A 24,448-nucleotide genomic window follows, 5' to 3' on the forward strand; every position below is an offset into this window, starting at 1 on the left:
TATCCTTTCTATACGCCTTATTCTACTCTATCTGAGAAGGAAAAGAAAGGCAAAAAGCCGGGCAGCAAAAAGTTTTTTCGGTATGTCATAAAATGTTCATATATATTTGATAAAATATTAAGGAAATTCTCAGGCAGCAGCCGTTTTTCCATTGTGTTACGGAAAAGCAGAGTTCAAAACACAGGGAAAAACGGTGCAGTTACAGTTGGAGTCAGAGACAGGAGACTAAGTGTATGGATAAAAAGAATGATCACAAGCAGGACGAATACGATTTTTACCGGGAAGTGATGAAAAAGAAGCCTCTGGATAAACGAAAAATCGCGGTGAGTGCGGCAGGAGTGGCAGCAGGAGCGGTATTGTTCGGTGTGATTGCGGCATTTGTATTTGTAAAGTCGGTGCCTTATTTCCGACCGGAGGAAGAACAGCCGAGAGTGAATATCGTGGAGGGAGCATCGACGGACGGGGGCGAAGAAAATACTCCTCAGCAGGAGATACCGGAAGAAGAAAGCGGAGATGCGCCGACCGATGAAAATGATACAACAGACACGGAGACACAAAAAGAGCCGCTGACTCTGCAGGAATATTCGGATCTGTATCAGCAGATTTCAGAGGCAGCCAGTGAGCCGAAAAGTTCTGTAGTTGTGGTACAGGGATTTACCAACGATGTGGACTGGATGAATAATTCCTTTGAAAACGAAAAGCAGGCCTCCGGCTTTCTGGTGGCAGATACGGGAAAAGAATACTACGTGCTGACAGAATACCGGGTGGTGGATACGGTGGACCGGATTCTTGTGACCTTCTGTGATGGCAATACGGTAGACGGGCATTTTCTCAAACAGGATGAGGCTACCGGACTTGCAGTGATCAAGATTTCCAGAAATGATCTCAGCAAAGAGACAAGAGATGTGATTGCAGTGGGTGAACTGGGAAGCGCATCTTCGGTGAATCAGGGAGATCTGGTACTGGCACTGGGAAGTCCGTCCGGTTATCCGGATTCAGTAGTCTGCGGCCGGGTGACTTCCACAACAAATGTGAAAAGTACGGTGGACAGTGAATATCATCTGTTTACGACGGATATTATGGGAAACAGCGAGGGAAGCGGGGTTCTGGTCAATCTGGACGGAAAGATCGTGGGTGTGATCGCGCAGTCTTTTTCCGGGGAGGCGGATACCGGGGTGGTGACGGCATTACCAATCTCGGATCTCCGGAAACTGATTGAGCAACTGTCAAATAATGAAGATCTGATATACCTCGGTGTCCGGGGACAGGATATCAGCAGCAGTCTCTCACAGAAAACCGGAATTCCTACAGGTATTTATGTAAACTCCGTGGAGGAAGATTCTCCGGCGATGAACGCTGGGATCCAGAACGGAGATGTGATCGTGAAAGTGGGAAATGAAAGTGTCGAGACGCTGTCGAGACTGCGAACACGCCTGGATCAGTCGAAAAAGGATCAGAAGATCAAAGTGACGGCGATGCGAAAAGGTGCGGAAGGATATGTGGAAATAGTGTTTGACGTAACGCTGGATGCGTTATAAACTATAAAAGAATCTGTAAAAAAGAATAGTGAGATAAAACATGTGGTATAGGGGCGATGGCTTTCTATACCACAAAACTTCTGCGGAGTTTTCACTGACAGAAAATCAGGCAGAAAGACGGAAGGAGATTATATGAAATTTATTCAGGAATTTTTTGAGGGATGCCGGGTGTCCGGAATTTACCTTTGCAAACATAAACAGGCAGCAGTGACAAAAAACGGAAAACCATATGAAAATGTGATTCTGCAGGACAAGACCGGGACAATCGATGCCAAGATCTGGGATCCGAATTCGCTGGGGATTGATGATTTTGAAACACTGGATTATATTGAAATCATGGGAGATGTCACCAATTTTGCAGGTGCACTGCAGCTGAACATCAAGCGTGCAAGAAAAGCCCGTGAGGGAGAGTACGATCCCACAGATTATCTTCCGGTGAGCAAATGTGATATCGACGAAATGTACGGAGAACTGATGGCGATTATCAAAACCATCCAAAATCCATACCTGTCCCGTCTGTTAGAACTGTTTTTTGTGGAGGATGAAGCATTCATCAAACGCTTCCGCTTCAATTCCGCAGCCAAGACAGTACACCACGGTTTTGTGGGCGGACTGCTGGAGCATACGTTAAATGTGACCAAACTCTGCGATTTTTATACGAAAGCCTACCCTGCACTGAACCGCGACCTGCTTCTGACCGCAGCAATCTTTCATGATATCGGAAAGACGAAAGAAATTTCTGCATTTCCGATGAATGATTATACCGATGACGGACAGTTGCTGGGCCATATTATGATTGGAGCGGAGATGCTCCACGATGCGATCCGTGAGATCCCGGATTTCCCGGCAAAAGTGGAGAGTGAGTTAAAGCACTGCATCCTGGCGCACCATGGAGAACTGGAATACGGTTCCCCGAAGAAACCGGCACTGATGGAGGCGGCAGCGCTGAATATGGCAGACAACACGGATGCCAAGATGGAAACATTTACCGAGCTTTTCGACAATGCGAAAGATCCGAACGAATGGCTTGGCTACAACCGGCTGTTTGAATCAAATATCCGTAAAACCAGTATGTAAAGAAAGGGCAGATCCATGGAATACAAAAAGAATGATCTTCTGACTGTAACCATCGAGGATATGGGACATGACGGGGAAGGAATCGGAAAAGTGGACGGTTATACCGTATTTGTAAAAGACACAGTGATCGGCGATAAAGTACAGGCAAAGATCATGAAGGCGAAAAAAAATTACGGTTATGCCAGACTGGTGGAGATCATGGAGCCGTCGAAAGACCGGGTCGAGCCACGCTGTGCGTACGCCCGTCAGTGCGGCGGCTGCCAGATCCAGGCACTTTCTTATGAAAAACAGCTGGCATACAAACAGCAGAAGATTGAAAATAATCTGATCCGGATCGGCGGTTTTCAGAAAGAAGAGATTCCGATGCAGCCTATCATCGGCATGGAAGATCCGTACCATTACAGAAACAAAGCGCAGTTTCCGGTGGGATGCGACAAAGAAGGGCATCTGATCGCCGGATTCTATGCCGGAAGAACTCACTCGATCATCAGCAACAGGAAGTGCTATCTAGGCGTGGAGGTCAACGAACAGATTCTGAATCTGGTACTGGCGCATATGGAAGCGTATGATATTCCGGCCTATGATGAGATGACCGGGAAGGGTCTGGTGCGTCACGTACTGATCCGTTATGGATTCCAGTCGAAAGAGATTATGGTCTGCCTTGTTGTCAACGGCGGCTACATCCCGGAGGCGGAAGAACTGATCGCGAGGCTTTGCAAGATTCCGGGGATGACCAGTATTTCTCTGAATATCAACAGGGAAAAGACGAACATGATTCTGGGGAGAAAAGGGAAACTTTTATGGGGCAAGGAATATATCACCGATACCATCGGACCGATCGCCTATCAGATTTCTCCGCAGTCTTTTTATCAGGTCAACCCGGTGCAGACACAGAAACTTTACGAAAAAGCACTGGAATACGCAGGTCTGGAAGGAAATGAGACGGTCTGGGATCTCTACTGCGGAATCGGAACCATCTCCCTCTTCCTAGCCCAGAAAGCCAAACAGGTCTACGGCGTGGAGATTGTCCCGGCTGCCATCGAGGATGCAAAACGAAATGCAACGCTGAATCATATCACGAATGCAGAATTCTTTGTAGGAAAAGCGGAAGAAGTGTTGCCGGAAAAATACGAAAAAGAAGGCATCTATGCGGATGTGATCGTGGTGGATCCGCCACGGAAAGGATGCGAAGAGAGCGTACTGGCTACGATGGTAAAGATGCAGCCGAAACGGATCGTGTACGTAAGTTGTGACTCTGCGACTCTGGCCCGGGATCTGAAATATCTGCGGGGGGAAGGATATGAAGTCAAGAAGGTGCAGGGGGTTGATCAGTTTCCTCATACGGTGCATGTGGAGACGGTTGTACTGCTTTCCCACAAAAAGTCAGACGGACATATCAACGTAAAAGGTGAGTTTGGCGAAGGTGAGGGAAAAGTTCCGCTTGATAATATCGCTAAAAGAGCCGAAGAGTACAAGCCCAAAGAGCGAGTGACCTACAAAATGATAAAGGAGTACATAGAAGCTAAATACGGCTTCAAAGTACATACCGCATACATCGCAGAGGTAAAGAGAGATTTAGGCTTGCCAATGTACGATGCTCCTAATGCAGTAGAAGAATTGAAACAGCCGAGGAAGCATCCGACAGCGGAGAAAGTGGAAGCGATAAAGGATGCGTTGAAGCATTTTGAGGTAATTTAATAATGATGAGCGTATCATAAAAACAGTGGTACGCTTATTTTTTTACATATTTGTCTTTTCGCTGACCAATATTTTATCTGGTTAAAAAGCGGAGGGCAGATTTTATACTAAACTGCCTGATTGATATAATTAAAAGCGTTCACTTTGCTATTGTTGACTTAAAGAGAAAAATCGAATATGATATAGTAAAGTGCCCAATCGTTGGTCTAATTAAGGGCGATTAAATAGAGGTGAAGATATGCTTCAGAATAAAGATATTGAGACACTGAGAATGTTGTTTAGCAGTCATAATTATGTTATGACTACTGCTGAACTTACAGCTTCAAAGTTATACTATGCAGATATAAAACAACTTTTAGACGAAGGATTGATTGAAAGAGTCAGGCGAGGTTACTATCACTGGACTCAAGATTATGGCGAAAGCGAAGTTGTCATTATCAATCGATTGTTTCCCGATGCAGTGCTCTGTATGGAGACTGCCCTATTCTATTATAGATACAGTGACAGAAATCCTGCTGAATGGAACTTTGCAATAGATAAAAATGTCTCTAAGCGGCGAACAAAAATCGATTATCCGTTTATAAAGGCATATCGTGTAGAGTCAGAGTTGGTTACGCTGGGCGAAACCGAAGGTGAAATTGATTTCCACAAAGTCCGCATTTATGACCGTGACCGTACTATTTGCGATGTGCTGCGAAATATGAACAAGATGGATAAGGAGGTTTTTAATAAAGCAGTACAGGGCTATGTTAAAGACTCGAAAAAGAATATACCGAATCTTATAGAATATGCGAAAGTTTTGCGTGTTCAAACGCGTGTAAAAGAATTGATTGGAGTGTGGTTGTAATGGCAGATGTTGCAGCTTCCGTTCTGGCAAAGCTGAGAAATAAAGCAAAAGCTTCTGGTATCAGCTACCAGCAATGCTTGCAGCTTTTTGTGCAGGAAGAATTTTTGAGAAAGCTATCAAAATCTGGGTGTGAGGATACGCTAATACTCAAAGGTGGATTGTTCATTTATACTTTAACTAATTTTGAAAGTAGAGCAACAATTGATGTCGATTTCTTGCTCCGTGGATACTCTAATACAATAGATGATGTAAAAGAGTTGATTTGTAAAATCATCGACACGCCGACTGGTAACGATTATATAGAAATGCGAGCAAAAGGCTTTGAAGAGATTTCTCCGCAAAGAAAATATCACGGTATCAGTACACAGATTATTGCTCAAATAAAAAATGTGCGTGTGCCGTTCAATGTTGATATAGGTGTGGGTGATATTATAGTCCCCTGTGCCGAAGAACGCACAATCAACACTCAGCTTCCAGACTTTGAAGCCCCTGTAATCAAAACTTATTCCCTTGAAAGCACCATTGCCGAAAAGTTTGATGCCATACTGCAACGCTTCGAGCTGACAGGCAGAATGAAAGATTTTTATGACATTTATTATCTTTCAAATACATTCGATTTTGAGGGTGCAAAATTGCAGGCAGCTATATTTGAAACCTTACAGCGGCGTGGTACTCCCTATGACAGAGATAGTTTTAAGCGTGTTGTTGCACTTGCCAATGATGAAGATATGCAGAAGCGTTGGAAGTTCTTTTTGAAAACCATAAAAGATAACACACTTGAGTTTCCATTCGTCATTGAAGAAATCCAGATTTTTCTTGAGCCTGTGTTTGATGCGATAGTGAATGAGAAAGAGTGGCAAAACATATGGAAAAGCAATGCGAAAAAATGGTCAAATCTGAAGGGATGTATTGCAATGCCATTAACTCCACTCGATCAATAAGTGTCCCGGTGTTTCTGTGTTCTTAACTATCTGCATGATTTTTCGCATTACATATCTGCGTCCGTTTTCCCCAAAATAAAAGCAGTCTCCTTTTTCTGTATCGAGACCAGTACCTGAATCGGATGTTTGCTATGGCTTTGAAGGAACTGTTTCCATCCCTTGGAAAAGTTGATCCGTGATATCGGGATCTTTCGTAAGCCATAGGTCCAATCGTTCTGCCAGTATTTCTGCCGGCATATTTGGACTGATGGAGCTCTGTCCCAACATCTCTGACAGAGCGTTGCGTTGATAATCTGCTGAGCATTTCTTTGCAAAAAATGATGCCATATTTTTAATATGGTCCCGATTTTGTGGCTGTTTTCTTTTGCCTGTACGTAAAAGGCTGATCAGTGACGGGTCCACAGAGATGTTTTTTGCAAGTTCCTTATTTGAAGCCTGAGATATATTCATAAGAAAAACCAGTTTATCGTTAAATTACATTTTCCTGTCACCTTTCATGATATTATTATATCAAGTGTCATTTGAAATATATGTCATTTTTTGTGACAAATCAAGGGATTATGTTGAAACAGCTGGCATAGATATAGTATATTTTGATTGGAAAAAGTAAATTATTAGGGGAGAGAGGTTCTATGTTATTAAAGGAATGTTATGATTCATTTGGAGGAAGCTATGAAACAATAATGCAGCGTCTTCCACGGGAAGAAACGGTAAAAAAATTTGCATTAAAATTTCTTTCAGATCCAAGTTTTGGGGATTTACACAAGGCTTTGGAGTGCGGAGATTATGAGAGGGCATTTCTTGCAGCACATTCATTGAAAGGTGTCAGTTCGAATCTAGCCTTTGCACGGCTGAGTATCTCTTCAGGTGAACTGACAGAGCTCTTAAGAGACAGAGAAAGCCGGATACCTGATGAAGAGAGCTGCAGAGAGTTGTTTGAGCGTGTAACGACAGATTACGAGGCGGTTACCAAAGCTCTTATGGAATTGGAACAGAATTCAGAGGCTGATGTGTAAATGAAAATGACGAAAAATTCTATCCGGTATGTGATAAGCGTTTTTTACTGATGCTTTTTATCATGCTGACGATTCTGTATGCACATTATCGTAATGGAATAAGAAATTTTGATCAGATCGATAAATATATAGACGGGCTATCAGATAATGCTTCGAGCCATGTGGCGGATGTACTTGCTGACAAATGCTCCTCCATTGAATCTGTTGCATATCTGTATGGAAAATCAATTAAAAACACAGATGTAGATCTTGACCTTCTTGCCGGACTTGAAGAAAAATCCCGCTTTAATATAATCCGGTTTATTTCTCTGGATGGTACAGACTATGCAAGTGATGGCAAAGTCACGAATGTTAAGGATCGAGATTACTTTAAGCGTGGAATGAATGGGCAATCCGGTATCTGTGAGGTGCTAAAGTCAAGGATCACCGGAGAAAAGCTGATCGGTTTCTATGCTCCTGTGTATTTTGAGAATAAAATCTGCGGAATTACGATCGGATTTCTGACAGAAAGTACGGTTTCGGATATTATTGTGCGGTCTGCGAACAGGGACAGCAGAAGGACTTTTTGGATTATTACAGTCATATTTGTGGTATTTCTTATTTACTTGATTATTACATACAGGAAAGATGCAAAGGTAAGATCCGAAGAACTTGCATATAATAAAGTAAATCTGCTCATGCGCAGTGTTTCAGGGAGTGATGGACAGTGATTTCAGTGAATATACGAACTGCGCTGCAGAATACTCCAAAGCTTATGTCGCTGAATATGACCGTGAGCGTTTTCTCAATGCCACAAGGCTTTCCGTGCTTCGAGAGGTTCTTGGCCGGCAGACGGATTATTATATTGAGTATGATGCGGTTGTAGAAGGTGAGATCTATAAGCTTCAGAATAAGTATACAATTTCTGATAATAAGCAGTTTGAGAATCATATGCTGATTTCTGTTCGTGATGTTACTGAGAGTACAAGGGAAAGAAATGCAAAGGAAAAAGAACTTTCCGAAGCCTGGGTCATGGCAGAAGCTGCCAATAGAGCGAAGACAACCTTCCTACTTAATATGTCCCACGATATTCGGACTCCTATTAATGCGATTACCGGCTATACGCATCTGCTCGAGATGAATATGGACAATAAGGAGAAAATGCGGAATTATATAGAGAAGATCAGATATTCAAGTGATTTCCTTCTTTCTCTTATAAATAATGTGCTGGAGATGTCCCGTATTGAGAGCGGGAAGATGGAGCTTGACGAAACGCTCTGGAGTGTGGATCAGCTCAACAATACGATCAGCTCGGTGTTTGATGAACAGATCAGACAGAAAAAGCTGAAGTTTATAAGTAAAAAAAATGTTACGCATCCGGATATAATCTGTGATGAGCTCAAGCTTAAACAGGTATACCTTAATATAATAAGTAATGCGATCAAATACACGCCGGAAGGCGGCAGCGTCACAATGGAGCTGGGCGAGCTTCCATGCGACAGGCAAGAGTTCGGGCTCTACCGCTGTGTTGTATCGGATACGGGTATCGGAATGTCAGAAGAGTATCTGTCGCATATATTTGAAGCATTCACCCGTGAAAACAGTTCAACCGAAAGTAGAACCGTCGGTTCTGGTCTCGGAATGGCGATCGTTAAAAATCTGGTTGATTTCATGGGCGGAAGATGGTGTCATCTGTGTCCATATGGTTAATGAGGCTGATGCAGATTATTATGATATGATTCTGATGGATATCCAGATGCCCAATATGAATGGATATGATGCAACTAGAAAGATCCGTGAGCTTGGCGGGGAAAAAGCGGAAATTCCTATCGTGGCGATGACAGCCAACGCCTTTGAGGCAGACAGGAAAAATGCTTATGCAGCCGGTATGAACGGGCATATTGCGAAGCCAATCGAGATACCTGAGCTTATGGAGGCACTGACTAGATTTTTAGGATAGGGGCAGATGATGTTCCTGTCCTTTTCCCTTTTATATAGAAGAAACTATTCCCTAATAGATGTAATTGTCCCGGAGAGGTAACCGGGATTATAGAAAAAAACTATATCTGGTATAGAAGTAATTTTTTATGAAAAAAAGTTGGAAAAGTTTTCTAAAAATGACCACCATGTGACAACTGGTATGTATAATAAAGAAAAGTTAGTTAAATATAGCGACCTGACGTATGGGGATGAGTACAAGATGAAGAAAAAACAAACATTTATTATTGAAGTTGTTGATACGCAGGACAGTACCTGGCAGGGCAGGGTGAGCTGGGTCAACGGTCAGAAGCAGCAGACTTTCAGAAGTGTGATGGAGCTGCTCCGCCTGGTAGATTCTGTGGTAGGTGAAAATGAAAAAGGTTTTATCGAAAGAAAGACCTTCTAAATATTTTATACAGGGATTGGGAATATGAAAAAAATAAAGCTACAATTGTTTGGAAACTTTTGTTTGCAGTCAGACAAAGGGACGTTGAGCGAAGATATGATTTCTTCCAATCAGCTGATCAGACTGCTGGCATATATGTTGATTTACCGTGATAAGGTTCAGACACATCAGAAACTGATTGAGATCTTCTGGGACAATGATTCCAGAAATCCTAAAGGGTCACTGAAAAATCTGGTCTATCGACTGAGGAATACACTGAAGGTACTAGGGGATGATGAATACATCTGTACACATGCTGAAGCATATCAGTGGAATCCGGAAATCGAAGTGGAGACAGATTATGAGCAGTGGGAAAAGAAGTTGTCAGAGTTGAGGGGTTTAAAAGATGAGATTCAAAAAGAAAAGCTCTGTACACAGATCGTTTCCACATATAATGGAAATGTTTCCAATCGTATCGCGAATGAGTCGTGGATCCTGTCAAGAGTTATGGGATATCAGTCACAGTACCTTGACACTGTAAAAGTCTTATGTGCCCTGCTGGAACAGCAGAAGCGCTGGGCTGAGATCGAGACTTACAGCAGTCAGGCCATGAAAGTAGATTCACTCGATGAGGATATACAGATCATGTTCCTTCGAAGCCTATACGGACAGAACAAATACGATCTGGCTATGCTGCACTATGAAAAAGTCAACAAAATGTTCTATGAGAGCATGGGAAATTATTATCCGGAAAAGCTACGGGCCGAATTCCAGAAGCTTCTCACTGAGAACGGTGACAGTATAACAGACGCTGAAGAACTGCAAAAAGATTTATCGACACTGGAAGAGACAAAAGGTGCATTCTTCACTGACTATCAGGTATTCCGTCAGATCTACAGGATGGAATCAAGAAGGTTAAAGAGGTTTGGGATGGCAGAATATGTTATGTTCCTGACCTTAAGAAGAAAAAATAAGATCTTCGAAGGAACGGCAGTTGATCCGGTCCTGGAAAAGGGAATGTCTTTACTGGAAAAGCAGCTACGCAGTTCACTCCGCATCGGAGATGTGGTGACCCGGTATAGCGTTACACAGTTTATCGTATTGCTTCCGGCGTGCTCTTATGAATCAGGAATCAAGGTTGGGGAGCGCATAGAGAGGCAATTTCGGGACACATTAAATAAAATGAGGCTGGAACTCAAGGTAGAGCTGCAGGAGCTTTCGGCCTATGAATGTGAGTGACAACAGAATGACAGAAGAAAAAAGAAAAAGCAGATTTTATCCGCTGAACGGTATCCGGGTCTGTATCGATCGGGAGGGCGAGACGCTGGCAGGCAGGATGTACAGCAAAATGACAGACGACGTTATGGAGTTTGAAAGTACAAGCAAGATGCTTCTCGAAGCGGACATGCTCTTCGATGAAAAAGGATATCCACAGCGATTTATGGAGGCGAGAAGCTTTCGGGAAAAGGAAACTACAAGCGCAAGTTACCGACTTCCTGAAGAAATCGTTCCTGACCATGTGATATGGGAACAGCAGGGAAAATGTTGTACGATAGACATTATCGTCGAGTCCAGAAGAAAGGCAGGATGGCAGGGAACGGTATGTATGCCGGACAGAAGCCATGTCCGGGAGTTTAAAAGCGAGCTGGAGATGCTGAAGATCATGGAAGTGATGATTGAAATGCAACAGAAGTCAGCAAGCTGACAAAGTATTTTTTAAACAGAAATAAATGGAATTGTTCAACATAACATATAAAAGAAAATGAGAAAGGAAGGATGAAGGGTCAATGAAAAAGATAAAACATTTACGAACAATCTTTTGGGCTTTTCTGATGATTATGGCTCTGGGACTTCCACTGACACTGCAAAAGGATGTTCTTGCAGCAGAAGAGGGAAGCATCACAGTTAAGCTGAATAATCTGGACACTCCAAAGAATGATGTTGGATTTATCGCATACCGCGTAGGTAACTGGAGCGGATCAGAAGGAAAATGGGCACTGGATGACAGTCTTAAGGATACAGGAGTGGAGCTTGATAAACTGGAATATGCAACCGATTGGGACAGCGCAGCACTGAAGCTTGCTTCCGCAAAAGGACTTGAAAAAATCGATTCCGTATCCGGAAAGACAGATGAATCCGGCACAATGAAATTATCAGAACTTCCATGGGGCATGTACCTGCTGGTACAGAACAGCGGTGAGAGCGAGTACGGAACGGTTTCCCCATTCCTGGCAGCTATTCCTTATGTAACAGATGGCGGCCGCAAGAGTGATCTCACGGTAGAGCCAAAAGCCCAGGCTCCTGTAAAAGAAGCGGATGGAAGAATTGAGGTTACAAAGAAAACCGGATATATGGATCCTGAAGCACTCGAGGTGGTTGATCTGATTCCGGCAGATGCAGTTTATTACGTGGGAATCTTCCAGGATAAGGCAGGAAAGGTTCCATACGGAACGGATTACATCAAAGAGATCCACATGAAGGGTGTCGGCACAGGTACAGCAGTGTTTGAGAATCTTCAGGAAGGAACTTATTACATCTTTGAGACAGACAGCAATGGCAATGCATATATTGTAGATGAAGTTCAGGCAGATGCACCATACACATGGGTATGCCAGCTTGAGAATGGAAGCAGTCAGGAAGTTACATTGGATGGTAAGGCAGAGACACCGGCAGGATCTGTTGCATTTTACAATCTGTATTACGACCTTCCAAGCGGATTCTTCTATCAGGGTTCCATCAATATTGAAAAGAAAGTTATCGTTGATGGAAAACAGAAAACTGTTTCAGATACATTCTATGCCGGAGTCTTCCGAGACAAAGAAGGAACAGATCTGTATCAGAATATAGAGCTGGTTCAGAATGGTACAGTAACAGTAAATGTTCCTCTCGGCGGAGAATCAGGTGATGAAACAATTACCTATTATGTATATGAGACGGACAAAGATGGCAATCTCATCGACAAAGACAGTTTTGGCTATGTTGTTAGCGGCGAGGGAAAAGCCAAAGTTGAACAGGGTAAGATGAACACTGATATTTCAATTACAAATACGAAGAAATCAAGATCCGGCGGATCCGGTGATTCCGGAGATAAGAAAGATTCCGATGGATCTGATAAGAAGTCCAACGGGGTTAAAACAGGAGATAACACACCGATCGTGTTCTATATAGGAATCCTTGCAGCAGCACTTGCAGTGATTCTCGTTCTTGTCGGTAATCGTTACCTGAAGGGAAGAAAAAGACATGAGTAATAGAGAAGAAAAGGATCTGTTGAAAAAGCTGAGCCGGCAGGATCTTCTGGAGATGCTGATCGAATCGGAAAAGCATGTCGAACAGCTGGAAAAAGAGCTGGAAGAAGCAAAAGAGAAGCTTAGTGATCGCAGGATCATGATCGAGAATTCCGGTTCCATTGCAGAGGCGGCACTGAAGCTCAGTGGTATCTTCGAAGCAGCACAGGCTGCGGCGGATCAGTATCTTGAAAACATTGGGGTACCGGCCGGAGGAAGACCGGCATCCGGAAGGGAAGAAGAATGAAAAACAGACAGACACCGCCGATACCTCCACTTGAAGATCTGGAAGAGGAGCTTAAGCGGATAAAATATCAGAAGAGATACGGGCGAATGCTTCGCAGCACAGTGTACACACTGGTGATCGTGGCGGCGATTGCAGTACTGATCGCGGTTCTGGTGTTCCCGGTACTACGTATCCATGGTTCTTCCATGACGCCGAATCTTACAGATGGAAATATCGTAATATCTCTTAAGAATTCCGGCTATGAAGTAGGAGACTGTATCGCATTCTATTATAACAATAAGATCCTGGTAAAAAGGGTTATCGCCCGCTCGGGAGAATGGGTGGACATCGACGAAGACGGTTACGTATATGTCGACGGAGAGAAGCTTGATGAACCTTATGTAGATGATCATGCACTTGGTGAATGTGACATCACACTTCCCTATCAGGTTCCGGAAGGAAGGGTGTTTGTCATGGGAGATCATAGAAGCGTTTCTGTAGACAGCCGTAGTACCAGCATAGGGTGCGTTTCGGATGAACAGATCGTAGGAAAATTGTTGTTAAGAGTCTGGCCGTTAAATGAGTTTGGCCCGGTTCATTAGTAAATTCAGGAAAAGGAGGGAATCCAAATGGGAAAAGCGTTTCTTAAGAATACTGCCGATCTTCTGCAGAAAAAACATAAGCGGAAACAGTGGCAGAAGATTATGATTTCCTTATCTCTGGTGGTAGCACTGCTTACCAGTTGCCTGCTGATTCATCCGGCAATCACAATGTCGCGTCAAGCAACCTGCGGCCAGGAGGAACATACACATACAGAGAAATGCTACGAGAAAAAGCTGATCTGTAACAAAGAGGAGCAGAGTATATCGGAGAGCTCTGAAACTGAAGGTGAGGAATCAGTTGAGGCGCACACTCATTCAGATGCATGCTATGAAAATGTTCTGATCTGTGGTAAGCAGGAGCATACTCATTCAGAAGCATGTTATCCAAAAGAGGAAGATAAGAAAGAAGAAGTTGCAGCCAATACCGAAGAAGAGAAATCCGAAGATAAGGATGTAAAATCCGAGGATCAAGAAGATAAAGCTGAAGAAAAGACAGAAGACACAGAAAAAGCAGAGGCACGTACACTGAAAGTCGATCAGGCAGACTACACTGTAGAGGTTGACTGTCCTGCAGAAGCTAACATCCCGAAGGATGCAAAGCTTAAGGTACGTGAGATCAAAACTGGAACTGCTGAATATAACGGCTACTATGAGAAAGCTCAGAAAGCTGTAGCGAGCGGTGATGAAACAGATATCTCCTTCGCAAGATTCTTTGATATCTCCTTCGAGGTAGATGGAAAAGAGATCGAGCCGGAAGCTAAGGTTGAAGTAAAGATTACTTATGATGACAAGGTAGAAGTACCTGAAAAAGGAAAAGTTAAATCTGTCCATTTCGGCAATAAGACAGAAGTTCTGGATGTCAAGACAAATGAAAAAAACGGAAAAATGGATGAAGTAAAATTTGATGCTGACAGCTTTTCCGTGTATGCGATTGTGGGGACGGAGACCCTGACCGGTGACGTGCTTACAGCAGATGGAAAAACATATACTGTAACTGTTACATACGGAGCAGATGCGAAGATACCGGAAGGAGCTTCCCTTAAAATCACAGAGTTTGACGAAAGTTCGCAGGAATATGCAGAGGCAAAGGCTCTGGTAACAGAGAAGAAAAAAGCAGAAAACAAGTTCTTCGATGTTTCATCGATGGGACTGGATGCTTTAGACATTTCGATTGTGGATAAAGACGGAAAAGAAATGGAACCGGCAGCACCGGTTGGTGTGAAGATTGAAAGAAAGAGCCTGCCGGAAAATGTGGATGAGCAGGACTTACAAAACACGATGGAAGTGGAGCATATCGATGAAAGCTCCGGAAAAGCCGTTGCATATAAGGTCGCAGATACTAATGATCAGACCTCCGGTACCGTTTCCATTGACAAATCCGGCGCGGTGGCTGAATTTCAGGTTGGCTCTTTTTCCAAGTTTACAATTACATGGGAAAATAATAAAAACAGTGCAACAGTATTCTTTGTAGACCAGGCTGGAAAAGAAATAACGACAAATGCTACCTTAAATACGGTTGCGGCATCCGAAGAGAGTGTAACAGAGCTTGACTTAAGTAAATATGCAGTCAATGGTTATACATTTCAGAATGTACAGCTTGTCCATAAAGATATTGTGTATCCAAAGGGAGAAACGATTGGGAATAAGCTGAAACCTGTTGCCGATGCAGATGGCAATGTGAAATGGCAGTATACCTATACTACGATGCCGGTAGGAGAAACGAAAGAGACAACGCATACCGCTGAAATCGAGGATGAGGATAAGATTTATGCCATCTACAGTAAAGGAAACAGCCTGACGACCGTAAGTACCGTCGATAACAAGGCTCTTGGATTCCATCTTTATATGACAGATTATTCGAAGGCCGGAAACGATATCAATATTGGCGGAAGCTATGGAGACGGCTCAACGAAGCAGGGCTTGTACGCATCCACGATAGAAGGAGATATCCTGAAAACTGTCGGCGGAACCTCTCTTGAATCCCTGTTTTCAAAGTCCAATGAAGTTTCGCACCTGTTCTTAAAATCGGTATACGACGAGACGGGATACTTCTATTATAACAGTGCAGATAACTTTGCATCCTTAAGTGGAAGCAACTTTACGGTGTATAACCAGCTGGGAACACCGAGTGGTGACAATAAATTCTACTATAAACGAGGCAATTTCATGCCGTACAATACGCTGAAAACCAGTTCTATCCGAAATAGAAATTTATATGATGATAATGGTACCGCATTATCCAATACAAACCCAAGATACAATGAAGCCCTTTACGATTTTAATGAAGGAAATAATTTCTACTTCGGCATGTATGGAACGGCAGATTTTTATCAGCCGGTAAACGGTCAGGTCAACGGCAGTGATATGATTTATGAATTCACCGGTGACGATGATATGGTTGTATACATCGACGGAACCCTGGTTCTTGACCTTGGTGGTATTCATGATGCACAGAGCGGTTTTATCAATTTTGCTACCGGTGTTGTCGGGTATACCAATCAGAAAACGAATCAAGCAGTGAACTGGAATTATACAACCATTAAAAATATGTTTGAAAAGGCTGGAACCCTGAATACAACCAGATGGGATGAAGACACCTTTGCCGATGGTACAGAGCACAAGATTCAGATTTTCTATCAGGAACGTGGTGCCGGTGCATCAAATCTGAAAATGAAGGTAAACATCCCTCCGATTCCGGATGGAAGTATTACCGTCAGCAAAACAGTAGAAGGCCTGGATTCTACTCAGGCAGCAGAAGAAACCTATATTCTTCAGTTAAAGAAAAAAGTTGCCGGAAGCAATGAATATGTCGGAGCCGCTAATCAGAAATATACCTTATCGGATGAAACGTCAGTATCTCATACCACAGATGCAGACGGCAAGTTCAGTATAAAGGCCGGACAGATTGCCACATTTGCAGGTATTGAAGCCGGAACTGAGATTCAGGTTGTGGAACCGGATACTGGAAGAATTTATGATGTTACTTATACCTCTACAGACAGCAGTGGTAACCTGATTAATTCGAGTGAAGGCGGTTCTGCCGTAGTTCCTGCCGCCGGTTATGTAGCGGTTAAGGTAAAGAATAATGCAGAGCGGCACTCGAAAAGCCTGACAATTAAGAAAAAGTTCTTTGTAGAAGGAAATGAAGTTGAGGCCGCACCTTCCACGGAAAAATATAACGGTGCAACCTATACCCTGAAAGAAAGCTCTGACAATGGTGCTACCTGGAATGAACTTTACACCATCAGCTATTCAAGCTTTACCAATGCAGAGTATACCTTCCGTCAGCTTGACCCGAGAAAACAATATCAGGTTATTGAAAATATCACCTCGGACACAGACGGAGCAGCAGCCGGAACCTATTATGAGAAGACAGAATATGAAGTGGCTGTCGGCAGTAATGGGAACGGAACGGTTGCTTCGGGAGTGAAGCTGGAAGATTCAAAGAATAACTTTATTGATAACACGGTTACCTTCAAAAACCATTATCAGAAAGATTATGTTTCCTTTATGAAGCATAACGAGGGCAATGACCCATTACCGGGAGCGGTATTTACCCTGTATCAGGCGGATGGAACGACTGTCGTAGAAGATAATCTGGAATCCGATGAGAATGGAGATTTTACGCCAGACCAGAATTACAAGCTCTCCGAAGGAACCTATTATCTGGTAGAAACATCCGCACCGGCGGGATATAATAAGCTTGCACATCGTGTAAAAATCGTGGTAGATGCCCTCGGCAGCATCTCCGCAACGATGGAGGGCACCTCCGTCGGAAAAGAACTGGCTGTATTAAACGCAAATACCAACACTTACGTTATTACAATACAGAATAACCCGGGAATTGAACTCCCGAACACCGGTGGTTCCGGTACCTTACCTTATACATTAAGCGGATTGGCATTAATGTTCATCGCCGCTTGGATGTACGGTTTCATCATGAGGAGTAGAGGAAGGAGGTTAAATTAATTGCCTCTGATCTCGACGAAAAAAACGCCGAATCTGAAACCAGATATAAATAATTAAATACATGGCTGTCTGGAAGATAGTCAGTCGAGTAATCAGACAAACAGCCATAATATACCAGCTGTGGTTAAACAGCAATAATAACCTGCCCTTCACGGGCGAACAACAATATGATTGTCCCAAAGGGACAGAAAAGAAAGGAATGAATAATATGAAGAAATTAAGAAAGATCTTCGCTCTGCTGATTGCTATGGTAATGGTACTTGGTATGAGCGTGAGCGCATTCGCTGCGACAGTTCAAGTCAAAGAAGTTATCAATGGAGAAGAGTATACTGCTTATAAGATTTTGAACTACTCTGACAATGGTAAGACTGGTGACGAGCGTGCGGTTTCTTACTATCTGACAAAAGCTGAATATGATCAGATTGGTACTGTTCTTACGGATGCAGGTTTCACATTTAAAGCTTCTTCCGATGGAACGCAGTATACAGTAAGTAATGCAGATTTAGTTGATGTTGCTGGAGCAGCTACGTATCTGAAAGAACACTTAACTGATCTGGGTAACGCTCTTGGCAAGTTTGGACCGGTAACTGGTGCAAATCATCAAGCTAATTTTACTGGTCTGGGAACAGGATATTTCTTTATTACATCTACTGCTGGTTCCTTCGCTGCTCTGCATGACGAAACCGACATTGCAACTGTAGTAGAGAAAAACACCGTTACTACTCCTGATAAAAAACAGGGCCTGGAAGATGGCACATATGCGGATGCACAGCTTGATGTCAACATCGGCGATACAGTTTATTACGATGCTGAGATCAAGATTGGTAAAGGTGCAAATTACGAAATCACTGCAACCGATACCCTTTCTACTGGCCTTACACTGAACCATACTGATGGTGAGATTACAGTAGAAGTAAATGGTACAGCTGTTCCGGCTGCAAACTATGAACTGACTGCTACAGATAGTGGATTTGAAATCGTTTTTGCTGCCAATTATATTGCTACACTGGCAGAGAATACTGTCATTAAGATTGAATATAGCGCTGTTGTAAATGAGAATGCAGCAATTGCAACTGCTATCCCGAACACATTTGAGATTGATTATTCTAAGCAGCACTTTGTGGATCACACCGATATTAAGACCTATGATGTGAATCTTAAGAAAACTGACGGAACGAATGCACTGGCTGGTGCTAAGTTCAACCTCTTCACATCCGAGAAAGGTGGCACTGCACTCACGTTCTCAAAAGATAATACTGGCTATTATCTTGATGCAGAAGGAACTGCTGAAATCGATGCTGGCGATGGTACTGGTGTAAACATCCGTGGTCTTGAGCCGGGTACTTACTGGTTCGAAGAGACAGTAGCTCCGGATGGATATAATAAGCTCGATGTAAGAAAATCTGTAGAAGTGGTTAAAGATGCTACTAATACAGCAGAAATCACTGTTATTAACGAGCAGGGTACAGTTCTTCCGTCCACCGGTGGCAGCGGTACCACAATCTTCTACATCATCGGTGCAATCCTTGTAATCGGTGCTGGCGTTGTTCTGGTAACTCGCCGTCGCATGAATGCTAACAAGTAATTGGAACACCTGATCAACGCACATGGCACCTCGGCATTTGAGCTTTGAAATCAGAGTGAAGAATGATAGGGGAACTAAGCAATACTATTGAGGCCACCTGCCACTTTTCCGGTAGGGCACCTCACCAAAACAAAACATTAACCCATCAAAAAGGGAGCCTGACCGACAGGCCGGGCTCCCGGGGGTTACAACTACTTACATGATGCCTTAGCATCACCGGAACGAAAAAGAACCGGGTGATACACCCGATCCGGACTTGGTTCCGACAACAACAGAAAATGGAACAACAACAGCATTAAGTGGTTCAAATACAGCAGCGATCGGTGATGTTGTTAATTATCAGATTACATTCAATGCAACAAACTTTGAAACAAATGATAAACTGACGAAAGCTATTACACAGTATGAAGTTGAAGATACTCCAACTGCTCTTGATATTGATGCGTCTAGTGTAGATGTTAAAGTTGGTAATACTACTTTAGAAACATCTAAATACACTGTTAATAAAGCAACAGATACAGGAAAATTAACTATTACTATCCCATGGCAGACAGACAATGGAGATGGTACCTACAATGCATTATATGATTCTCCATCTTTGGTTACTATAACATATTCTGCAACAGTTACTGGAGAAGCAATAGATTATGCAACGAATGCTGCAAAAGTTAAATATAATGACGAAGAATTAAATGGCGGAACAACAACTACAGAAACATATTATTTTGATATTGTAAAAGATAATGATAAAGATGAAGTATTAACAGGTGCAGAATTCAAACTTTATGATGCAGCAACTGGTGGAAACGAAATTCCTGTTGTTAAGATTTCTGATGGTGTTTATCGTGTAGCAGAAGCAACTGAAACAGGAGTAGCTATCGAAGCAGGTAAAGCACGAATTCAGGGTCTTGATGGAACAAAGACATATTATCTTGAAGAGACAACAGCTCCAGTTGGATATAATATTCTTACAAGTCGTGTTGAAGTAGCAATTAATAATAATGACAATCCAGCAACTGTAGAAAATGATCAGGATGTTACAAAATATGTAAGTGGTGGTGTTGAAATCGTGAACCAGCGTGGTGCTGAGCTTCCATCCACAGGTGGCATCGGTACAACAATCTTCTACGTAATCGGTGCAATCCTTGTGATCGGTGCCGGAATCGTTCTGGTAACCCGCAGAAGAATGTATCATAACTCATAATATGTCTATCTGAATCATCCATAGGAGGAGCGGCATTAATGCCGCCCTCCGGGGGTGATCGTCTGATTTATATGAGGATCTGTATCCATTAGTATAATTCGTTCTTGTTAATGGATAGAGATGTTCATATCGAACAGATGCATAAGATAAAAATAATTATGAACATGGCAGAATGGAGATTCCATTGTCGCGGCATTTGGATATACCGAGATAAATCGGTATATTTTTATCGTATAGGAAACCTTGTTCTAATATGGTAGAATAGTTGCGTGGGAATCCGTTGCCACAGAAGTTTGTTTAACAGGGGCATGAATTTATGAACTGGATGAAAAAAAATTGGACAACAATTCTTCTGGTCTGTATCTTATTGCTGGGAGTGGGGATATTTGCATATCCGACCTTCAGCGATTACTGGAACTCGTTTCATCAGAGTCAGGCAGTGACAAGCTACGTTGAGAATGTAGCAAATCTGGATACGGAACAGTATGAGGCATTGTGGAATGAGGCAGTGGCTTATAATAAGAAGCTGGCAAAGAACGGTATCCAGTGGAATATGACCGATGAAGAAAAAGCAGAATACAATAAGTATCTGGCAGTGGATGATTCCGGAATCATGGGATACATCGATATTCCGGTGATTGACTGTTCTCTGCCGATCTACCACGGTACTGATGAATCCGTACTTCAGGTTGCGATTGGACATATTGAAGGATCTTCACTCCCGGTTGGAGGAGAAGGAAGCCACTGTGTGATTTCCGGTCACCGTGGTCTGCCTTCCGCCAGATTATTTACCGATCTTGATAAGCTTGTTGAGGGAGATATATTTATTCTCCATACACTGGATGCGACACTGACTTATGAGGTGGATCAGATCCGTATCGTAGAGCCGACAGATCTTTCCGATCTGCAGATCGAAGAAGGTAAGGACTACTGTACATTAGTGACCTGTACACCATACGGAATCAATACACATCGGCTTTTGGTGCGTGGACATCGGATCGAGAATCAGAATGCTACAGACATTCGTGTCAGTGCAGATGCAACCCAGGTGGATCCTGTGCAGGTTGCACCATTTATCGCAACACCGATCCTGATCGTACTTCTGATCTGGGTATTTGTCGGAGGCAGGAGAAAACGCTAGTATACTGTAAGCGATGAATAATACACCGCCTACCATACTTCTAAATTTAATAAAAGCAGTAAACGACTCCCGTTTACTATCAATTCCTCTGCTACACATCCGGCAGGGGAATTCTTTTTTCCGGAACATTAGATTCCACATCAATTAGCCCTAAGCATTGCTCCTTTATAAATTCACTCCATGGCATCAACTGCTCTATACCTGCGGACGAATTCAAGTAATCCGGCATATACAGAAGTACCGTATAGAGATATTGGAAAATATTCAGATTGTTTGCTTTTGCCGTTTCTACGATGCTGTACATCACCGCACTTGCTCCGGCTCCGGCCTCTGATGTATGGAACAGGAAAGCTTTCCGTCCAATTGCATAGCTTTTGGCCTTTCGCTCAGCTCGATTGTTTGAGATCTCACATCTGCCATCCAACAGATAATTCATCAGCGTCTCATGGTGGTTTTGGGCATAGATCACCGCTTTCCCAAGCTTGCTTCCGCCAGTTGGATGAAGGGTATCCAGCCAGTTCCAGAACTGTTCCCATACAGGTTGTTCCAAAACTGTTCTTTGTTGTTTTCGTTCTTCGGGATCCAAATCCTTCAGTGTGCGCTCCAGATAGAAGAGTTTATTGCAATACAGCAGTCCGATTTCTGCAGGAAGCAACTGTTTTGCTTCTTCTTCATCTGGAAGATTGATATCTTCGATTGCCACATCGGAGTTGATATCCAATAGTTTCAGCCTTTTTCGCATGGCTGCCGGAACTGCCTCGAAGAACTTCCGTCTTGCATGTGCAAGACAGCATACCAGTATGACATCTTCCAGTTGGTTATAACCCTGGTATCCGTCACACTGTACCAGTCCATGAAATCCTTCCAGGAAGTTTTGTGCACAGGATCCTTTGCGGCTTGGCTGGTAATCACATTGATGCTCTGGGTGTCAGGTGTAATTAAAACTTGATAAAATTTCTAAATATCATTTCATAACACCTGACACCAACTAGTGTAACACATCCGGAGAGGATCGTTTATGTGAGCTGCGATTCCGCGACGCTGGCGCGGGATCTGAAGTATTTGTGCGGGCATGGGTATGAGCTAAAGAAGGCGACGGCAGCAGATATGTTCCCGCAGACGGTGCATGTGGAGACGGTATGTCTTTTGTCCAAATTCCATGAAGCGAAGCATCATGTGAATGTGACGGTGGATATGGATGAGATGGATCTGACCAGTGCGGAGAGTAAGGCTACGTATGAGGAGATTAAGAAATATGTAGCTGTGCATAATGATGGAATGAAGGTGTCTAACCTTTATATTGCACAGGTACAAGCTAAGTATGGAATCATAGAGCGTGAGAACTATAATTTGCCTAAGTCGGAAGATACAAAGCATCCACAGTGTCCAAAAGAGAAAGAGGATGCGATTGTGGACGCATTGAGATTTTTTCGGATGATTTAAAAATTTGATTGACAATTGAGTATTACAGTAGTAACCTAAATCTAATATTTTTTGAAAGGAAATTCTTCGGATGAGCAGATTTGTATCCAAATCTTCATACGTCAATGTGGTAGCCAAGCATGCGGTACACGTGCATGGTTTTGTTGGTGTATGTAAAGATAGTGGATACAGAGAAGAATAGGATTTCAGAATATATACGATATACGTATACGCTGACCACTTATCTTTTCTGGGTAGGTGGTTTTTTTATTATTTTGGCCGGATAATAAAAGCAATCAGATTAGAAAGTGAGGGATAAAACATGCATGAATATGTAATAGAGACAGAGCGCTTGATATTGCGCCCATTATGTGACAAGGATAGAGATGCTATCTTCAAATGGGTTAGTGATGAGGATGTTGCAAAGTATATGGTCTACAACACTTACACATCAAAAGATCAGGTTTCAGAATGGCTTACTTATTTGAAAAGCGTAGAGAATGAGTATCATTTTGGATTTGTGAGAAAAGAAGACAATGAGCTAATAGGAAGTGGAAGCATTGGACCGGATAGTAAGCGCGAAGATTTTTGGGGCTTTGGCTATAATTTTAGGAAAGACTGCTGGGGCTATGGATTTGCAACTGAAGCAACAAAGGCAATGATGCAATTTGCAAACGAAAAATTTGGTGTTAGTAAGTTTTCTTCAAGCCATGTTGAAGAAAATAAAGCATCAGGTCATGTAATGGAAAAATGTGGACTACATTTTGTTAATTATGGTCAATTTCAAAAACTGGATGGTAGCTGTAGGATGCGCTCTATGGAGTACGAAGGTACCCTTGAGAGTATTGAGTTGGTAGAACTTCAAATAAAATATGCTGAAGATATATGGAATTTCCGTCAGGAGATTATTGATAATGATGCAGATAGTGAAAATCAATTTGCAGGATGCGGTTGTCTTGATAAATGTAATTCTGCAGAGGAATGGATTCGTATATGTAAATTGAGAAATAGCGAGGAAACATGTAACGACGGAGGAACAACGGTACCTTCAGATATGTATCTTGCAGTACGAAAAAGCGATGACAGAATTGTAGGGATTATTGATTTGAGACACCACATTGATCCCCCTATTCTTGGAACATGGGGCGGCCATACTGGCTATTCGGTTCGCCCTTCAGAAAGAAGAAAAGGATATGCGAAAGAGATGCTTCGTTTGAACATCAGAAATGCAAGGAATTTGGGTATCAAAAAAATGCTTGTTACTTGTGATGAAACCAATAAAGCCAGCGAACAGACTATTATTTCAAACGGCGGTATTTTTGAAAAAAGTATTGAAGTTGAAGGAACTATTATAAAAAGATATTGGATTGACTTAACGAAAGTAGGTGAAGAGGGATGAGATACTATCGTATTCACACTGCTGATATAGCATATATCACGCAACAGCCGAGAGGAATTTTTACTGCAATTGGATAATTGGTTGAAGCAGGTATTCTATCCGAGGAGGAAACTGCAGAATACTGGAAGAATCGTGCCTATTTCGAAAAGGTATTG

Annotated in this window: 21 protein-coding genes and 2 pseudogenes; 21 read left to right on the plus strand and 2 right to left on the minus strand. The window is 42.7% G+C overall.

Features of this window, described 5'->3' with window-relative positions; translation table 11 throughout:
* The first annotated feature begins 233 nt into the window (after positions 1-233).
* The 5 genes from FYJ57_RS04805 to FYJ57_RS04825 all read left to right on the plus strand — a co-directional run bounded on the left by FYJ57_RS04805 (position 234) and on the right by FYJ57_RS04825 (position 6,101).
* Positions 234-1,538: a S1C family serine protease gene (locus tag FYJ57_RS04805; RefSeq protein ID WP_154431720.1), complete on the plus strand. Its 1,305-nt coding sequence runs from the start codon at positions 234-236 to the stop codon at positions 1,536-1,538.
* A gap of 132 nt (positions 1,539-1,670) precedes the next feature.
* Complete coding sequence (locus FYJ57_RS04810) at positions 1,671-2,615, plus strand: 3'-5' exoribonuclease YhaM family protein (RefSeq protein ID WP_022171677.1); 945 nt, start codon at positions 1,671-1,673, stop codon at positions 2,613-2,615.
* A 15-nt stretch (positions 2,616-2,630) separates the two neighbouring features.
* Complete coding sequence (gene rlmD, locus FYJ57_RS04815; protein ID WP_154431721.1) at positions 2,631-4,313, plus strand: 23S rRNA (uracil(1939)-C(5))-methyltransferase RlmD; 1,683 nt, start codon at positions 2,631-2,633, stop codon at positions 4,311-4,313.
* Between the two features lie 238 nt (positions 4,314-4,551).
* Positions 4,552-5,160 (plus strand): type IV toxin-antitoxin system AbiEi family antitoxin domain-containing protein, encoded by a 609-nt coding sequence (locus FYJ57_RS04820; RefSeq protein ID WP_154431722.1) that lies wholly within the window; start codon positions 4,552-4,554, stop codon positions 5,158-5,160.
* Positions 5,160-6,101 (plus strand): nucleotidyl transferase AbiEii/AbiGii toxin family protein, encoded by a 942-nt coding sequence (locus FYJ57_RS04825; RefSeq protein WP_154431723.1) that lies wholly within the window; start codon positions 5,160-5,162, stop codon positions 6,099-6,101. Before FYJ57_RS04820 ends, FYJ57_RS04825 begins: the two co-directional genes overlap by 1 nt.
* A gap of 129 nt (positions 6,102-6,230) precedes the next feature.
* Here FYJ57_RS04825 and FYJ57_RS04830 read toward each other — a convergent pair whose 3' ends face one another.
* On the minus strand, positions 6,231-6,551 hold the full coding sequence (locus tag FYJ57_RS04830) for a hypothetical protein (protein ID WP_154431724.1): 321 nt from the start codon (positions 6,549-6,551) through the stop codon (positions 6,231-6,233).
* 182 nt (positions 6,552-6,733) lie between these two features.
* Between FYJ57_RS04830 and FYJ57_RS04835 the strand changes: the two genes are divergently transcribed.
* The 14 genes from FYJ57_RS04835 to FYJ57_RS04900 all read left to right on the plus strand — a co-directional run bounded on the left by FYJ57_RS04835 (position 6,734) and on the right by FYJ57_RS04900 (position 21,472).
* Positions 6,734-7,117 carry an Hpt domain-containing protein gene (locus tag FYJ57_RS04835; protein WP_154431725.1) on the plus strand — a complete coding sequence of 128 codons (384 nt, stop codon included), beginning with the start codon at positions 6,734-6,736 and terminating at the stop codon, positions 7,115-7,117.
* A gap of 50 nt (positions 7,118-7,167) precedes the next feature.
* Entirely contained in the window at positions 7,168-7,827 is a 660-nt protein-coding gene (locus FYJ57_RS04840; RefSeq protein WP_154431726.1) for a PDC sensor domain-containing protein, read from the plus strand.
* Positions 7,817-8,806, plus strand: a complete 990-nt coding sequence (locus tag FYJ57_RS04845; protein WP_154431727.1) for a sensor histidine kinase — start codon at positions 7,817-7,819, stop codon at positions 8,804-8,806. The genes FYJ57_RS04840 and FYJ57_RS04845 overlap by 11 nt, the downstream gene beginning before the upstream one ends.
* Positions 8,799-9,056, plus strand: coding sequence for a response regulator (locus tag FYJ57_RS04850; protein ID WP_154431728.1), 258 nt, complete (start codon positions 8,799-8,801; stop codon positions 9,054-9,056). The genes FYJ57_RS04845 and FYJ57_RS04850 overlap by 8 nt, the downstream gene beginning before the upstream one ends.
* Positions 9,057-9,296: 240 nt before the next feature.
* A complete protein-coding gene (locus tag FYJ57_RS04855; RefSeq protein WP_154431729.1) occupies positions 9,297-9,482 on the plus strand; it encodes a hypothetical protein in 186 nt (61 codons plus the stop codon).
* A gap of 63 nt (positions 9,483-9,545) precedes the next feature.
* Positions 9,546-10,700 carry an AfsR/SARP family transcriptional regulator gene (locus tag FYJ57_RS04860; RefSeq protein WP_205839911.1) on the plus strand — a complete coding sequence of 385 codons (1,155 nt, stop codon included), beginning with the start codon at positions 9,546-9,548 and terminating at the stop codon, positions 10,698-10,700.
* Positions 10,687-11,166, plus strand: a complete 480-nt coding sequence (locus FYJ57_RS04865) for a hypothetical protein (protein WP_154431731.1) — start codon at positions 10,687-10,689, stop codon at positions 11,164-11,166. The genes FYJ57_RS04860 and FYJ57_RS04865 overlap by 14 nt, the downstream gene beginning before the upstream one ends.
* Positions 11,167-11,248: 82 nt before the next feature.
* A complete protein-coding gene (locus FYJ57_RS04870; protein WP_154431732.1) occupies positions 11,249-12,709 on the plus strand; it encodes an isopeptide-forming domain-containing protein in 1,461 nt (486 codons plus the stop codon).
* Positions 12,702-12,992 (plus strand): DNA repair protein, encoded by a 291-nt coding sequence (locus tag FYJ57_RS04875; RefSeq protein ID WP_154431733.1) that lies wholly within the window; start codon positions 12,702-12,704, stop codon positions 12,990-12,992. The genes FYJ57_RS04870 and FYJ57_RS04875 overlap by 8 nt, the downstream gene beginning before the upstream one ends.
* Positions 12,989-13,573, plus strand: coding sequence for a signal peptidase I (gene lepB, locus FYJ57_RS04880; protein WP_154431734.1), 585 nt, complete (start codon positions 12,989-12,991; stop codon positions 13,571-13,573). The genes FYJ57_RS04875 and lepB overlap by 4 nt, the downstream gene beginning before the upstream one ends.
* 27 nt (positions 13,574-13,600) lie before the next feature.
* A complete protein-coding gene (locus FYJ57_RS04885; protein WP_154431735.1) occupies positions 13,601-17,542 on the plus strand; it encodes a SpaA isopeptide-forming pilin-related protein in 3,942 nt (1,313 codons plus the stop codon).
* Between the two features lie 208 nt (positions 17,543-17,750).
* Entirely contained in the window at positions 17,751-19,127 is a 1,377-nt protein-coding gene (locus tag FYJ57_RS04890) for an isopeptide-forming domain-containing fimbrial protein (protein WP_205839912.1), read from the plus strand.
* Between the two features lie 256 nt (positions 19,128-19,383).
* Positions 19,384-20,331, plus strand: coding sequence for a SpaH/EbpB family LPXTG-anchored major pilin (locus FYJ57_RS04895; RefSeq protein ID WP_154431737.1), 948 nt, complete (start codon positions 19,384-19,386; stop codon positions 20,329-20,331).
* 316 nt (positions 20,332-20,647) lie between these two features.
* Positions 20,648-21,472: a class C sortase gene (locus FYJ57_RS04900; RefSeq protein WP_328597432.1), complete on the plus strand. Its 825-nt coding sequence runs from the start codon at positions 20,648-20,650 to the stop codon at positions 21,470-21,472.
* A 91-nt stretch (positions 21,473-21,563) separates the two neighbouring features.
* Here FYJ57_RS04900 and tnpC read toward each other — a convergent pair.
* Positions 21,564-22,370 (minus strand): annotated as a pseudogene (gene tnpC / locus FYJ57_RS04905) (IS66 family transposase); the annotation flags it as partial.
* Positions 22,371-22,474: 104 nt separating this feature from the next.
* On the opposite strand from tnpC, the pseudogene FYJ57_RS04910 reads away from it, so the two are divergent.
* Together FYJ57_RS04910 and FYJ57_RS04915 are read left to right on the plus strand one after the other, a co-directional pair.
* Positions 22,475-22,915, plus strand: a pseudogene (locus FYJ57_RS04910) (23S rRNA (uracil(1939)-C(5))-methyltransferase RlmD); the annotation flags it as partial.
* A 301-nt stretch (positions 22,916-23,216) separates the two neighbouring features.
* Complete coding sequence (locus tag FYJ57_RS04915) at positions 23,217-24,293, plus strand: GNAT family N-acetyltransferase (protein ID WP_154431739.1); 1,077 nt, start codon at positions 23,217-23,219, stop codon at positions 24,291-24,293.
* Positions 24,294-24,448 lie beyond the last annotated feature (155 nt).

The organism is Oliverpabstia intestinalis, assembly GCF_009696065.1.
Taxonomy (GTDB): Bacteria; Bacillota; Clostridia; order Lachnospirales; family Lachnospiraceae; genus Oliverpabstia; species Oliverpabstia intestinalis.